Raw genomic sequence first — 14,338 nt, forward strand, 5'->3', positions numbered from 1 at the left:
GCTGGCACAAATTCGACGTGGGAGGGATTTCAGCGAACGATGCCGGCCAGCGGGTCCAGGCCGATGACGATGGGATGCAGGACCAACAACAAAAGCCACAGGCCGATGGCGAGAAGGGCCGGCAACGGGCGCAAGTCGCGTAAGACGACGGGCGTACGTCCCGACAGCATGCCCAGGCCGGGCAGGATGCCGACAACCCGGCGCGCCGGCGGCGCGGTCTTCCAGTTCTTGACCATGGCCGCCAGGGCAATGGCGGCGAAGGTGCCGAACAGCATAACCGCGCGGGCGTCGCCGACGTTCAGAAGGTGCAGGACCGCCCAGACGAGCAGACCGAGAGAGCCCGGCGTCGCCGTGATCCTGTAGATGCCCGTGGGAGAGGCGTTCGGCCGTTCAAGAAGCCGTGCGACAATCAGCCACAGCGCCAAGGGCATCGCGAAAACGGCGACCCAACGGCCCCAGATCGGCGGCACCCACAGCCAGGGGCCATCCGCCGCGCCATAGGCGACGACCAGCCAGGCGACGATCGCCAGGGAAACGAGGCTATGCGCCGCGCGAAAGCCGCCGAGGCCCAGGCGGCGGATCAAAAGGGGACGGACGCCGGGTGCGGAGGGAACCCAGTGGGTCAGGGCCAGCAGGGCCAGGGCTGTGGCGAGTTCGATCATTAGGGGGCCGATCTTAACAGATCGCGGGCCGGTCCATTTGCGCCGGCGCAAGTTGCATTGCCCGCCGGGAATAGCTCCCCGCGCGCCGACTTGGTAGTATGGTCCGCAGCATCGACGAAAGGATGGCGATTTGGACCTGGATGCACGGAAAACGATTCTCCAGCGCGCGGCGTTTTTCGCCATGGCCGACGACCCGGCGTTGACCGCGGCGGCGGAGGCGGCCAGGGAGTTACCGCTCAAGATCAACGAAAGCCTGTTCCTGCAAGGGGAGGAGGCGAGTTACAGCTACCTCCTTGCCTGGGGCCGCGTGCGGTTGGATCAGACGACTCCCGATGGACGCAACGTGGTTATCCGTTTTCTCGGCCCGGGCGACTTGGTCGGCACCGTCGCCGTCCTGCGCAGGAAGCCCTATCCGGCCACGCCGGTGGCGGTCGAGGACGGTATGGCCTTGTTCTGGAGCGCCACCGCCAAGGCCAAGCTGATCGCCGAACATCCTGTTCTGGCGAGCAACGCCATCGATCTGATCGGCGGACGGCTGGAAGAACTGCAGGAACGTTTGAGGGAACTGGCGACCCAGCGGGTTGAGCGCCGCATCGCCGCGACTCTGCTGCGCATGGTGCGGCAGGCGGGGCGACGGGTCGAGGATGGCGTCGAAATTCCGTTCATCCTGTCGCGCAACGAAATCGCGGAAATGAACGCAACGACCCTGCATACGGTGAGCCGCACCCTGGCCGCCTGGGAACAGGAGGGAATTCTCAGCGGCAAGCGGTCGTCGCATCTGGTCATCACCCAGCCGCACCGGCTGGTTCAGATCGCCGAGCATGAATAACCGGCGCCCGGCGCTGCCACCGGAAGAGTAATTTTGCCGCTATTTGCGCCGGCGCAATGATCGCGGAATTGCACGGCCTATTCTGAGCACGGGCATTACCGCAATGACCGGAGAACCACGATGCAATCCGCTGAACTTGGGAAAATGATCGTCAACGACTTGCTGACCCGCTGGCCGAGGGCCACGCGTGCCTTCAACCGCCTGAAGATGGCCTGCCCAGGCTGCGTCATGGCGCCGTTCGAAACCGTGAATGAGGCCTGCGCGGCCCATGGCGTTAAGGTCAGCGGTTTGACGGCTGCCATCCATGAGGAAATCAGTGCAGAGGCCGGCACCGACGCGGTACGGGAGGTTCGGTTATGACCCAACGGGTTGCGAACCTGGGCGGCACTCCCCGATACGCCGAATGGCAGGGGGCGACGTTGTTCAGCCAGGGGTTTCGGCCGTTCTTCCTGGCGGCGGGCCTGTCGGCGGTGGTTTATGTCGTGTTATGGGTCGCCGTTCTGTCCGGCGACATCGAGGTCCGCACGGTGTTTCCGGCCGTCCAGTGGCATGCCCATGAAATGATATTCGGCGTCATCGCCGCCGTCGTGACCGGGTTTCTGTTGACCGCCATCCCCAACTGGACAGGACGGATGCCGTTGCAGGGCTGGGGGCTGATCGCGCTGTTCGGGGTGTGGCTTGCCGGGCGCGCGGCGGTGGCCTACAGCGCCGTTCTCGGCGTGCTGCCCGCCGCCGTGATCGACGGCGCGTTTCTGCCTGTCCTGATGGCGGTGGCGCTCCGCGAAATCCTTGCCGGGCGCAACTGGCGTAACCTGCCGGTCGTCGGCGCGGTCGGCGTTCTGGCGGTCGCCAACGGTTTGGTCCATGCCGAAGCGGCGGGCGTGGCGCTGCCCGACGGGATCGGCGCCCGTTTGGGCGTTGCCGTGATCATCATGTTGATCTGCCTCGTCGGGGGGCGGATCATCCCCAGTTTCACGGGCAACTGGCTGGCGAAAAACCGGCCCGGCATCGCGCGCCCGGCGCCGTTCGACGGCTTCGACCGGGGCGTGTTGCTGGCGACCCTGGCCGCCCTCGCGGGTTGGGTCGCCGTGCCGGATCACGCGGCGACGGCCTATGTTCTTTTGGCCGCCGGCGGATTGCATGTCATCCGGCTGGGGCGTTGGAAGGGTATGGCCTGCCTGCGGGACCCCCTGGTCTGGAGCCTGCATGCCGGATACCTGTGGGTTCCGATCGGACTTCTATTAATGGGCGCGGCCGGGTTTACCGACAATATTCCGCAAACAGCAGGCCTGCATGCCCTGACGGCGGGCGCCATGGGCGGCATGGTGCTGGCGGTGATGACCCGGGCGACCCTGGGGCATACGGGCCGCGCACTTGCCGCCGACGGCGCCACGACGGCGATATATATCTTCGTCTTTCTGGCCGCGGCGTTCCGAGTCCTGGCGCCCTTCACGGGTGATTATCACCTGATGCTGTCCCTTTCGGGGGGGCTTTGGTGCGCGGCATTCGCCCTGTTTGTCCTTCGTTACGGGGCGATCCTGTGCGGCAGGTGACCGCCCGGTAGCGCCGATCGACGGCCTGGGCCGCGGAAAATACCCCCTTAATCCCAATGGCTTGCCCTGCGTCGCGGCTTTCCGTGACCTGCGCGCGAATACATAAGTATGATCTCTGAAAGAGATACGTGATTATTTTTGCACAGATGCGTGCAAAAATTTTGAATTGCCGTTCAAATTAATTCAAGGCACCGTTTCCGTAACACGCACCAAAAAACGGGTGCTCACAAGGGGGCCAACACGGCATGGAACTTGTCATCGCACTTGGGATGAACGGCATCGTTTGGGGGCTGATCATCGCACTGATCGCCCTGGGGCTGTCGATCATCTTCGGGCTTCTCGACATCATCAACATCGCGCACGGCGACTTCTTCATGGTCGGTACGGTGCTGGCCTGGTTCGTGTTCGACACCACGGGCAATTACTGGCTGGCATTCGCCATCGTGCCGATCCTGGGCTTCGCCATCGGCGCCGTGATCGAATACACGGTGATCCAACCGATCAAGAACGCGGCGGCGCTGTCCATCGTCGCGACCTTCGGGTTGTCGATCATCCTACAGGAAAGCGTGCGGGCGACCTTCGGCGCGACGCCGGCCCGCCTGACCGCCCCCATCGAGGAAACGGTGCCGTTGTTCGGCCTGGAATATGAAGTCTACCGCCTGTTCGCGGCCCTGTTGTCGATCGCCGCCATTGGCTGTTTCTTCCTGTTCCTGCACCGCACCAAGCTGGGCACCTGGATGCGCGCCGTGCGTTTCGACCCGGAAACGGCGACGGCCATGGGCATCCCGGCCCGCCGCGTCTATATGGTGACCTTCGCCATCGGCTTTGCCATGGCGTCTCTCGGCGGTGTCGTCGCCGGCCCGATCACCACCGTCGATTTCCAGGCCGGTGTCGATATCCTGCCGTTCTGCTTCATGGCCGTCATCATCGGCGGCCTGGGCAATCTGGAAGGCACGGTCGCGGCGGCGGTCATGCTTGCCTTCTTCGAAGGGGTGATGGCCAGCTTCACGGACCCGACCCTGGCCCGCATCGGCTCTCTCTGTCTGATGAGCGCCGTCCTGCTGGTCCGTCCGCACGGTATTTTCTCGGGGTCGACCCGATGACGGCGGCGGCAATCAATCGTCTGGGGCTTGTCGTGGTGGCCCTGCTGACCCTCGCGGCGCCGTGGTTCCTGCCGCTCCTGGTCGACGGGTTCTGGGTCGACATCTATGCCGAGATGCTGATCTGGTCGTTGCTGGCGGCCAGCGTGAACCTGCTGTTCGGCTATGTCGGCCTGCTGTCGTTCGGTCAGGCCCTGTTCTTCGGCATGGGCATGTACGGGGTCGCCATCGGCGTGGCCAAGCTGGGGCTGGGGTTCTGGCCCGCCTTCGGCCTGGGCGTCGTCATGGCGACGGCCATGGCCCTGGTCGCGGGGGCGCTTGCCGTGCGCCTGACCTGGCACTACTTCGCGATCATCACCGTCGTGTTCTCGCTGATCTTCTATTTCGCGGCCCTGTCGTGGAAGCCGCTGACCGGCGGCGACGACGGCCTGTCCTTCACCATGCCGCCGATCGTCAGCATCGGTGAATGGGAACTGTCGCTGACCGATCCGACGGTGCAGTACTACTTCATCATCGCCATCGTCGGCGTCTGCTACGCGCTGATGGGGGTGATCCTGAAAAGCCCGCTCGGCGCGGCCTTTCGCGCGGTCAAGGAAAACGACCACCGCGCCGCGCTGATCGGGCTCAACGTCTATCTGATCCGCCTGACCGCCTTCGTCATCGCCGGCTTCATCGCCGGGACCGCGGGGGCGCTGTTCGCCTTCTTCGGCCGCTACGCCTCGGCTTCCTACATGTTCTATCACGTGTCGGGCGAGGCCGTTGTCTGGGCCATCATCGGCGGGGCGGGCACGCTGCTTGGTCCCGTGGTCGGGACGTCGCTGCTGATCGTGCTGCGCGAGGAACTATCCCACGCCTGGGAACACTATCTGATCCTGGTCGGCATCATCGTCATTCTGGTCGTGATCTTCGCGCCCAAGGGCCTGGGCGGCCTGTGGCAGGCCCTGGTCCGCCGCATCGCGCGCCCGGAAACGCCCCCGCCCAGTACCGATGCGAAAGGGGAGGACCTGCCATGACCGCGACCCCGATCCTGGAAATCGACGGCATCGAGAAGCATTTTGGCGGATTGGCTGCTTTGGGCGGCGTTCATGCCACGGTCGACAGCGGCAAGCTGACGGCGGTCATCGGCCCCAACGGGGCGGGCAAGACGACGCTGTTCAACGTCGTCACCGGCATTCTGACCCCATCGGCCGGGGCCATCCGCTTCTTGGGCCAGGACATCACGGACTGCTCCGTGCATGAGATCAGCCGCCTGGGTCTGGCACGCACCCTACAGATCAAAAGCGTGTTCCACGGCATGACCGTGCGCGAGAATTTGTGGATCGCGGCGCAATCCCGCCTCGGCGTGTTCCGGCCGTTCACGGCGATGAAGGCCTGCCGGGCGGCGAACGAGCGGGCGGATGCCTTGCTTGAGGAACTGCAGCTGACCCACTTGGCCGGGCAGGAGGCCGCCAACCTGTCCTACGGCGACGTGGCGCTGCTGGAAATCGGCATCGCGCTCGCGACCGAACCGAAGCTTCTGCTGCTCGACGAGCCGATCTGCGGCATGGGCCCGGCCGAGACGGAACGCACCGTGGAGAAAATCCGCGAACTGTCCAAGCGTATCGACATCGTGATCATCGAACACGACATCGAGGTCGTGTTCGACATTTCCGACGACATCATCGTCATGGCGCTGGGCACCGTGCTGGCGCGTGGCACGCCGGCCGAGATTTCCGAAAACGCCGACGTGCGCGCGGCCTACCTGGGGGACGACGATGCTTGAGCTGAACGCCGTCCACGCCCATTACGGCAAGGTTCACGTCCTGCAAGGGACGTCCCTACAGGTGCACTCCGGCGAGGCGGTCGGGCTCCTGGGCCGCAACGGCGTGGGCAAAACGACGACACTGAAAACCATCATGGGCCTGGTCAAGGCGACCGGCGGCGAGATCGTGTTCGACGGCCACAGCCTGACCGAGATCGCGCCGCACAGCATTCCCGGCACCGGGATCGGTTATGTGCCGCAGGGGCGGGGCATTTTTCCCTCGCTGTCCGTGAAGGAGAACCTGGAGATCGGCCTGACCAAGGCGCCGCCGTCACAGGTTTTCGACTACGTGTTCGACCGCTTTCCGCGCCTCAAAGAACGCCTGAGCCAGCCCGGCGGCACCCTGTCCGGCGGCGAGCAGCAGATGCTTGCCATCGCGCGCTGTCTCGTCATGCAGCCAAGGTTGCTGATCCTGGACGAACCGACCGAGGGCATCATGCCGATCCTGGTCCAGGACATCCGCCGCGAGATCAAGGCGGTCAACGACGCCGGCATGTCGATCCTGCTGGTCGAGCAGAACATCAAGACGGCGCTGCGCCTGTGCTCGCGCATCTACATCATGGAGAAGGGGGCCGTCGTGCATCAGGCCGCCGCTCAGGACCTTAAAGACGATAAGGAGACCCTGCACCGATATCTCGGGGTCACCGTTTAACAACCGCCGATGAAGGCGGGGCTTCACGACGATCCGTCACAACCCAGCTGGAGACAGAACAATGACCAAAGACGTGAAATCGAAGCCGGCCAAGGCGCCCCGTTCGGGCCAGACCCGGCGATCCTTCCTGCAGACCGCCCTGGCGGGGGGCGCCGCCGCCACGACGGCCTATTTCGGCATTACCCATAACGCCTTCGCCAAGGCGTCCGGCCCCATCGTGATCGGCCATCAATGCGAACTGACCGGTGGGTTTTCGTCCTGGGGATATTGGCATGACAAATGCGCCCAGGCCGCGGTCAAGGTGATCAACGAGGGCGGCGGCATCGCCGGGCGCAAGGTCGAACTGGCCGTCGCCGACACGGAATCGAACCCGGCCGCCGGTGCGCGCAAGCTGCGCTCGCTGATCCAGCGGCAGAAGGCGTCGTTCGTTGTCGGCTCCGTCCACTCGGGCATCATGCTGGCCTCGATCCCCATCGCGACGGAACTGAAGACGCCCTATTTTTCGGCCGGTGAGGCGACCGAGGCGACGGGCTCCAAGGGGTCGCGCTACAGCTTCCGCACGGGCACCGACACCTATGCCCTGGCCGCCGCGGGCGTGCCCTGGGCGATGGAGAACCTGGGCAAGAACTGGACCATGATCTTCCCCGATTACGCCTGGGGCCACAGCCATCACCAGGAACACCGCAAGCTGATCGAAGCCGCCGGCGGCAAGGTCAACGACCCGATCGCCGTGCCGCTCGGCACCAAGGATCTGGTGCCCTATCTGGCGCGCATCCCGGAAGAAACGGAAGTCCTGTTCTCGGTCTTCTTCGGCGCCCTGTCGGTCGCGTTCTACACGCAGTCCAAGTCCATGCGCCTGGACGAGAAGATGAAGATGTATTCCGTGTCCGGGACGATCGAGGCGATCGACCCCCGCGACATCAACGGTGCCACCGAAGGGGTCTACTTCCTGGAGAACTTCCCGCGGCCCCTGGAATTCAAGAACGACGAATACCACGCCAAGTTCATCGAGATGATGGGCGTCGATCCGGTCTATGCGAAGGAAGAAAGCTCCGGCAAGGTCATGGCCAAAAGCCATGCCTGGCAGAGCTACGAGAACTTCTTCGCGCTCAAGGCCGCCATCGAGGCCTCCGGCTGGCAGAGCGACAAGGACACCCCCGGTGTGATCGAAGCGCTCGAAGGTCTGAAGATGGAGAACTCCCTGGCCCATCCGCAGGGCTCGAAGATCCTGCGCGCCGAAGACCACAGCGGCATGATCGACTGCTACATGAGCCGCGTCGAAGACTCCAAGTTCGTCCTCAAGAAGCACATTCCCCGCGAGGACCTGATGGCGAAATTGCCGCCGCGCTACGACTTCCGCACGCACAAGCTCTAGTCCACGCCTGCGGTACCTGAAACCCCGCAAGGGGCCGGCCGTCTCCACCCGCGTATTTCTCCCCGCGCCACAGGGAGACGGCCGGCGCACCCTTGCGACAACACGAGACCGAATATGAACCAGAAAATCACGGTCGCGGCGGCCCATTTGGCGCCGGTCTACCTCGATGCCCGCGCAACCGTCGACAAGGTTTGCGATTACATCCACAAGGCGGCGGCGGAAGGCGTGCAGTTGATCGCCTTTCCGGAATCCTTCGTGCCCGGATTTCCCGTGTGGCCGGCGCTGGCGGCGCCGATCCATAACCACGACCTGTTCAAACGGTTCGTCAGCCAGTCGATCCGCGTACCGGGACCCGAGATCCTGAAGATCTGCTCGGCGGCGCGTGACACGGGCATGATCGTGTCGATCGGTATCAGTGAGTCCACGGACCGCAGCGTCGGCTGCATCTGGAACACCAACCTGCTGATCGGGGCCGACGGCTCGATCCTCAACCATCACCGCAAGCTGGTGCCCACGTTCTATGAAAAGCTGGTGTGGTCGAACGGCGACGGCGCGGGCCTGCGCGTGGTCGATACGTCGCTTGGCCGTATCGGCGCGCTGATCTGCGGCGAAAACACGAACCCGCTGGCGCGCTTCAGCCTGATCGCCCAGGGCGAACAGATCCATATTTCCAGTTACCCGCCCGTATGGCCGACCCACGAGCCGTCGGCCAACGACCGCTATGACCTGGCGTCGGCCAACCGCATCCGCGCGGCGGCCCATTCGTTCGAGGGCAAGGTGTTCAACATCGTCTGCGCCGCGCGCCTGGACGATACCGCCTACGAGATCATTTCCCAGATCAACGGCGACGCGCTGCGCATCGTCAAGGAATCGCCTCCCGGTGTGTCCATGATCGTCGGGCCCAGCGGCCTGGCCATCGCCGAAAGCGCCAAGGATGAGGATCAGCTTCTGATCGAGCAGATCGATCTGGACGACTGCATCGTGCCCAAGCAGTTCCATGACGTGTCCGGCTACTATAACCGCTACGACGTGTTCGGGTTGACCGTGCGGCGGCGCGACCAGGCGCCGGCCCAGTTCGACGATATTGGTGGGGAGGGGCGCGCCGTGCCGTTTGCAACCCTCGAAGCCGGAGCCCTGGAGGACGAGGCCGCGGCGGGGTAAAGTCTCCCCGTCATCCCAGGAGAACCGTTCCGTGACCAAGCCGGACCCGAAACCGCGCGCCTATGCCTCAGAGCTGTCCCGCTTCGACTGGGACGACATTGCGTTGTTCCTGGCCCTGGTGCGTCACCGATCGCTCAGCCATGCGGCGCGGTCGCTGTCGCTGACTCATTCCACCGTCGGGCGGCGGATCAAGACGCTGGAGGCGGCGTTGGGCGCCAAGCTGTTCGAGCGCACCCCGGGCGGCTTCCTGCTGACCGACCGGGGCGAGGATCTGCTGCGCGAGGCCGAAGGGATCGAGGCGCATGTCGCCCAGATCGCCGCGACCTTCAGCGGCGAGACGGCCGAAGTCAGCGGCACGATCCGCGTCGCGACCATGGAGGCCCTCGGCAGCCTGTATCTGGCGCCCCGCATGCTGTCGCTTTACGAGCAGCATCCGTCGATCAACGTGGAACTGGTCACGGCCTCCCACTGGGTCAACCTGTCGAAGCGCGAGGCCGATGTCCTGATCAGCTTTCCGCGGCCGAGCGGCCATCGCATCACCAGCGAAAAGATCGGCGAGTTCGCGTTGTTTCTCTATGCGTCCAAGGATTACCTGGACCGTTACGGCCGTCCGCAGACGATCGAAGACCTGAAAAATCATCGGTTCATCGACTATATCGACGAACTGGTGGCGATCCCGGCGGTGCGGTGGATGTCGGATGTGCTGCGCGACCAGAACATCGTATTTCGTTCGACCAGCCTGGTCGCCCAGTATCACGCGGCGGCGGCGGGCATGGGCATTTCCATGCAGCCGACCTTCGTCGCCGACCAGGACCCGCGCCTGGAACGGGTGCTGGGCGACAGGCTATGCGTGAAACGGGATTTCTGGCTCAGCATCCACGACGACTTGGAACACATCCCGCGCATCCGCAACGTGCACAACTTCCTCAAGACACTGATCGAGGACAATGCGGAATTTCTCAACGGCGGCCCCGACGCCGCCGCGGGACGTTAGCCGGCTCGCGCGCCGACCTTCATGGTCCGCATGAAATCCCGGAACGGTGCTCCATCGTCAGTGTTTTCCGCGGGCGCCCAGGCGGGAAGTTCCTTGGCGGTCGACGGGTCGTAGGGGCCTTGCTTGATTTCCAGCACAGCCGTCGCGGGCTCGAGTACCACCGCCGCGTGATAGACTCCGCCCGGGTATTCAATCAGGCGCTCGCCGTCGGGGCGCAGGGCGATACGCTGTTCGAGTTGCCCGTCCTCTGAGAACAGCAGCACGTCGAGCGCACCGGACAGCAGCACGATCATTTCCCAGGGCTTGTCCGGGTGGCGATGCGGCTGCACGTAGGTGTCCGGCTCCGCCGCCATCAGCACCCGCTGCACCGGCTCGCCGGGCGCGGCATGCAGGTTGCGGTGGCTGCGCCGACGTGGGGATGCCATGGCCTCGGCAGCCAGGGCGACGATGTCGGCAGGCGAGACGGTCTTGGCGGCGCGGGAATCGGAAACCATGCGTTCAGTCTACCAGATAACGGGATCCCACGGGCAGACAGCTTCGCGGCACCGTGACCTCGATCTCGCCCAGCAACAGGAACGACAGGGTCTTGCCGTGCAGGTCCTGGGTCAGGGCCGAGTTGACGCCGCCTTCGAGCGCGTCGTCGATGACGAAATTCAGCGCGTTCAGATTGGGCAGCACATAGCGCGTGACCTTGGTCGCCCCCTTGTGGCGGAACAGGTCCAGCACCTTCTGCTCCGTCACCTGCTCGCACAGGTGGGCGAAGGCGTCGGGCAGATAGGCGATGACGGAGATGTTGGAGCGGTTGCCCTTGTCGCCGGCGCGGCCATGGGCGACGGCGTGAAGGGGCAGGGTGAGGGTGTCGACCTTGCTCATGCCGTCACCTCCTGGGCTTTGGCCTGGGCTTCGACCGGGCCGCGCGGTACCAGAACCGAAGCCGTGTTGACCTGCCCGGTGATGGAGCAACGATAGCCGCCGCCCCCCGCCGGGCCGGAGCAGAACAGGCTCAGCACCTCGTCGTTCACGTATTGCGCCGTCGCCTTGTCCGCCGTGCGCACGGCGGCGCGAAGGCGGTATTCGCCGTCCAGGGGCATGTTGGCGCCGCGCTGACGGTCCGACGCGTCGTTGTCGAAGGCCGCACCCGCACCCACGATCTCGACCCGCACGGGATCGATGACGCCGCGGCTCGCCAGGCGCTTGCGCACGATGTCGGCGGCCAGATTGGCGCGGGCCAGCGCGTTGGGCCCGGCGTAGGTCAATTCGGCCTCGCCCAGCCAGCCGCCGTCGGCGGAAACGGTCACCTTCAGCGTTTCTGGTGGCGGATGGCCCTTGGCGCCCCGGACGCGCACGCGGTCCTTGCCGTCGTCGGCCAGCGTCACGCCGGTCACGTCGAGCGCCACGTCCGGCGTCAGATAGGCCGCCGGGTCGTGCATTTCGTAAAGAATCTGTTCCGTCACCGTGGCCTTGGTGACAAGTCCGCCCGTGTTCTCCGCCTTGGTGATGACGAGGGAGCCGTCGGCGCCGATCTCGCCGATGGGGAAGCCCAGTTCGTCCATGCCGGGCACGTCCTTGAACCCGGGGTCGCAGAAATACCCGCCCGTGACCTGACCACCGCATTCCAGAAGATGGCCCGCCAAGGTCCCGGCGGCGAGGCGGTCCCAGTCGTCTTCGGTCCAGCCGAATTCATGGATCAGCGGCCCCAGCACCAGAGCCGCGTCTGTCGTGCGCCCGACCAGCACCACATCGGTGCCCAGGGTCAGGGCCTCCGCCACGGGCCTGGCACCCAGATAGGCGTTGGCGGCGACGATCTCCTTACCCTGGATGGTCACACCTTCGATGGTCGGCAAGCCCGCGACATCTTCCGCCGTCATGAAGCCCAACAGGTCGTCGCCCAGCACCACGGCGACGCGCAGGCCCTCGATGCCCAACTCCCGGGCGATCTCCAACGTTTTCTTGGCGCCGCCCAGCGGGTTGGCGTTGCCCAGGTTGGCGACGATGCGCACACCCGCGTCCTTGGCGGCCTTAAGCACGCCGCGCAGATAGGGTTCCAGATAGGGCGAATAGCCCAGTTCCGGGTTGCGCATCTTGATGCGCTGGGCGATGGCGAGCGTCCGTTCCCCCATGACCTCGAAGATCAGGTAGCGGGGGCCGTCGCGCCGGGCCAGGGTTTCGACCACGGGCAGGCCCGCGTCGATGCGGTCGCCCGCGAACCCGGCGCCGGAGCCGATGTAGACCGTGGATGCGGTCATGCGTGATTCCTCCCGTCGTCCTGCGTTAGGACGCGCGCTGCAAGCCGTCCAGATTGAAAATCATCTCGTCCTTCAGACAACCGTCGAAATGATCCAGGATGTTCTGCGCCGTCATCGCCGCCGCTGCTTCCAGGGCCAGGAACGACGCCGCGCCGTTATGGGGCGCCAGCACGGTTCGGGGATGGTTGACCAGGGGGTGGCCGTCCTGCGGCGGTTCCTGCGAGAACACGTCGACCCCCGCACCCATGACATGGCCGCTGTCGAGGGCGGCGGCGAGCGCCTGTTCATCGACCACGCCGCCGCGGGCGTTGTTGATGACGATGACGCCCGGTTTCATGGCGGCCAGTTCATCGGGTCCGATCAGGTGGCGGGTGGTGTCGTCCAGCGGCACGTGAAGCGACACGAAATCGGCGTGCGGCAATTCGGGTCGGAAATCCTCGACCGCCCGCACGCCCTGTTGGGCGGCGAGATCGCGGTCGAGCTTGATGTCGGCGACGACGACATCCATGCCGAAGGCCTTGCACAACGGGGCGAGCAGGCGCCCGATGCGCCCGTAGCCGACGATCAGAATGGTCGAACGGTACAGGTCTTTCGCCTTGAACGTGCCGCGGTCGGCCCAACGCCCCTCGCGCACGGCGGCGGTCTGGCCGGTCAGGTCGCGGGCCAGGGTCATCATCATGGTCATGGTGTGCTCGGCGACGCAGCGCGCGTTGGCGCCCGACGCGATGCAGACCGGAATTCCCCGCGCCGTCAGGTGGTCGACCGCGATGTTGTCGCAGCCGACGCCGTGGCGCGAGACGACTTGCAGGTCGTTGGCATGGGCCAGGACCGCTTCGGGAAGTTGCGCCGTGCGCACGGCGATTCCGTGCACTCCGGGCAGGGCTTTCGCCAATCCTTCGGCGCTGACGTCGTCGGCGATCACGACCTCGATGTCGTCACGGGCGTCGAAGATCGCGTGTCCGGCGGGGTGAATCCGCTCGGTCATGAGCACTTTTTTCTTGGCCATGGGGGCTCCGGTCTTGGTCTGGATGGGCGTGGTCGGTGGAAAGGGCTACTCGGCGGCGGTCTTGGCGCCGAAGAATTTCTTCTTGGCCAGGGACTGGCTTTCATAGATGGACCCGCCCTTCAAGGGCGGCGGGTAGGGCAGGCGGATGGGGGTGGGCACCACGCGGGGCTCCAACGTCGGTTCACCCGCGATGAAGGTGGCGGCGTATTCGTCCCAGGATGCTTCCTTGCCGAAGCCTCGGATGTCCCAGGCGTCGGCGGCGGCGATCTGGTAAAGCAGCAGGGTGCGCCCCTTGCCCGAGGTGTTCTGTCCCGAGCCGTGAATGGTGCGCGCGTGATGGAAGCTACAGGCCCCGGCCGGGCCGGTGATGGTCTCGGCGCTGCCCAGGTTGGCGCCGGGAACGTCCGGGTCCATGGCGCCGATGAAGCGGCCGTCCTGATGATGATCGTAGGTCGGGCCGGTGTGCGAGCCGGGCACGCAGAGCAGGGGGCCGTTTTCCTCCGTCATGTCGTCGAGCATGACCCCGACGGCCAGCACGTCGTCGTTGGTATGGGGATAGAAGGCCCAGTCCTGATGCCATTCGACGGGCGATCCGTATTCGGCCGACTTCAGGTTGATCTTCGATCCGTGCATGCGGAACGCCGGGCCGAGCAGCGCCGTCAAGGCCGCGATCAGGCGCGGATGGCGGGCCATGCGGTTGAACACGTCATGGTTCTTGAACGGCTCCTTGATGCGGCGCACGCGGGGCCGGTCGGGCGTATGGTTGGGTTCCAGGTCGATGACATTGGTGTGGTCCGTCAGGCCATGGGCGCTTGCGATCAGGCCGTCGAGGGCATCGCGCATTTCCTGGACGTCGGCGGGCGAATAGATGTCCTCGACGACGATGTAACCCTTGTTCTTGTAGGCCGCGACCTGATCGTCGGCGATCACGGGATTGGTGGTCATGGGATGTTTCCTTG

16 protein-coding genes are annotated in these 14,338 nt (G+C 65.2%); 10 read left to right on the top strand and 6 right to left on the bottom strand.

Translation table 11 applies throughout. From position 1 onward, the window contains the following. Positions 1 to 29: 29 nt before the first annotated feature. Complete coding sequence (locus tag RJ527_15600) at positions 30 to 662, bottom strand: NnrU family protein (protein WND75447.1); 633 nt, start codon at positions 660 to 662, stop codon at positions 30 to 32. Between the two features lie 181 nt (positions 663 to 843). On the opposite strand from RJ527_15600, the gene RJ527_15605 reads away from it, so the two are divergent. The 10 genes from RJ527_15605 (at position 844) to RJ527_15650 (ending at position 10,127) form a co-directional block, all read left to right on the top strand. Further along, entirely contained in the window at positions 844 to 1,491 is a 648-nt protein-coding gene (locus RJ527_15605) for a Crp/Fnr family transcriptional regulator (protein ID WND75448.1), read from the top strand. Positions 1,492 to 1,611: 120 nt separating this feature from the next. Continuing rightward, complete coding sequence (locus RJ527_15610) at positions 1,612 to 1,851, top strand: DUF1858 domain-containing protein (GenBank protein WND75449.1); 240 nt, start codon at positions 1,612 to 1,614, stop codon at positions 1,849 to 1,851. Continuing rightward, positions 1,848 to 3,044, top strand: a complete 1,197-nt coding sequence (locus tag RJ527_15615; protein WND75450.1) for an NnrS family protein — start codon at positions 1,848 to 1,850, stop codon at positions 3,042 to 3,044. The genes RJ527_15610 and RJ527_15615 overlap by 4 nt, the downstream gene beginning before the upstream one ends. Before the next feature lie 245 nt (positions 3,045 to 3,289). Beyond that, the gene (locus RJ527_15620) at positions 3,290 to 4,147 is read left to right on the top strand and encodes a branched-chain amino acid ABC transporter permease (GenBank protein WND75451.1); all 858 of its coding nucleotides are present in this window, start codon (positions 3,290 to 3,292) and stop codon (positions 4,145 to 4,147) included. Beyond that, on the top strand, positions 4,144 to 5,157 hold the full coding sequence (locus RJ527_15625; protein WND75452.1) for a branched-chain amino acid ABC transporter permease: 1,014 nt from the start codon (positions 4,144 to 4,146) through the stop codon (positions 5,155 to 5,157). Before RJ527_15620 ends, RJ527_15625 begins: the two co-directional genes overlap by 4 nt. Next, on the top strand, positions 5,154 to 5,906 hold the full coding sequence (locus tag RJ527_15630; protein ID WND75453.1) for an ABC transporter ATP-binding protein: 753 nt from the start codon (positions 5,154 to 5,156) through the stop codon (positions 5,904 to 5,906). Before RJ527_15625 ends, RJ527_15630 begins: the two co-directional genes overlap by 4 nt. Next, positions 5,899 to 6,597 (top strand): ABC transporter ATP-binding protein, encoded by a 699-nt coding sequence (locus tag RJ527_15635; GenBank protein ID WND75454.1) that lies wholly within the window; start codon positions 5,899 to 5,901, stop codon positions 6,595 to 6,597. The genes RJ527_15630 and RJ527_15635 overlap by 8 nt, the downstream gene beginning before the upstream one ends. Positions 6,598 to 6,658: 61 nt before the next feature. After that, complete coding sequence (locus RJ527_15640) at positions 6,659 to 7,972, top strand: ABC transporter substrate-binding protein (protein ID WND75455.1); 1,314 nt, start codon at positions 6,659 to 6,661, stop codon at positions 7,970 to 7,972. Between the two features lie 114 nt (positions 7,973 to 8,086). Beyond that, the gene (locus RJ527_15645; GenBank protein WND75456.1) at positions 8,087 to 9,133 is read left to right on the top strand and encodes a carbon-nitrogen hydrolase family protein; all 1,047 of its coding nucleotides are present in this window, start codon (positions 8,087 to 8,089) and stop codon (positions 9,131 to 9,133) included. A gap of 31 nt (positions 9,134 to 9,164) precedes the next feature. After that, a complete protein-coding gene (locus tag RJ527_15650) occupies positions 9,165 to 10,127 on the top strand; it encodes a LysR family transcriptional regulator (protein WND75457.1) in 963 nt (320 codons plus the stop codon). On the opposite strand, the gene RJ527_15655 is transcribed toward RJ527_15650, so the two are convergent. From RJ527_15655 to RJ527_15675, 5 genes are all read right to left on the bottom strand, one after another. Further along, positions 10,124 to 10,552: a WbuC family cupin fold metalloprotein gene (locus RJ527_15655; protein ID WND75458.1), complete on the bottom strand. Its 429-nt coding sequence runs from the start codon at positions 10,550 to 10,552 to the stop codon at positions 10,124 to 10,126. The genes RJ527_15650 and RJ527_15655 overlap by 4 nt on opposite strands. A 73-nt stretch (positions 10,553 to 10,625) precedes the next feature. Next, positions 10,626 to 11,000, bottom strand: a complete 375-nt coding sequence (locus RJ527_15660) for a hypothetical protein (GenBank protein ID WND75459.1) — start codon at positions 10,998 to 11,000, stop codon at positions 10,626 to 10,628. Further along, on the bottom strand, positions 10,997 to 12,373 hold the full coding sequence (locus tag RJ527_15665) for an acyclic terpene utilization AtuA family protein (protein ID WND75460.1): 1,377 nt from the start codon (positions 12,371 to 12,373) through the stop codon (positions 10,997 to 10,999). The genes RJ527_15660 and RJ527_15665 overlap by 4 nt, the downstream gene beginning before the upstream one ends. 25 nt (positions 12,374 to 12,398) lie before the next feature. Then, entirely contained in the window at positions 12,399 to 13,379 is a 981-nt protein-coding gene (locus RJ527_15670) for a hydroxyacid dehydrogenase (protein WND75461.1), read from the bottom strand. A gap of 45 nt (positions 13,380 to 13,424) precedes the next feature. Further along, the gene (locus tag RJ527_15675; GenBank protein WND75462.1) at positions 13,425 to 14,324 is read right to left on the bottom strand and encodes a phytanoyl-CoA dioxygenase family protein; all 900 of its coding nucleotides are present in this window, start codon (positions 14,322 to 14,324) and stop codon (positions 13,425 to 13,427) included. Positions 14,325 to 14,338: the final 14 nt, after the last annotated feature.

Source organism: Thalassospiraceae bacterium LMO-SO8, from assembly GCA_031655335.1.
In the GTDB taxonomy this organism is placed as follows: domain Bacteria; phylum Pseudomonadota; class Alphaproteobacteria; order Rhodospirillales; family Casp-alpha2; genus UBA1479.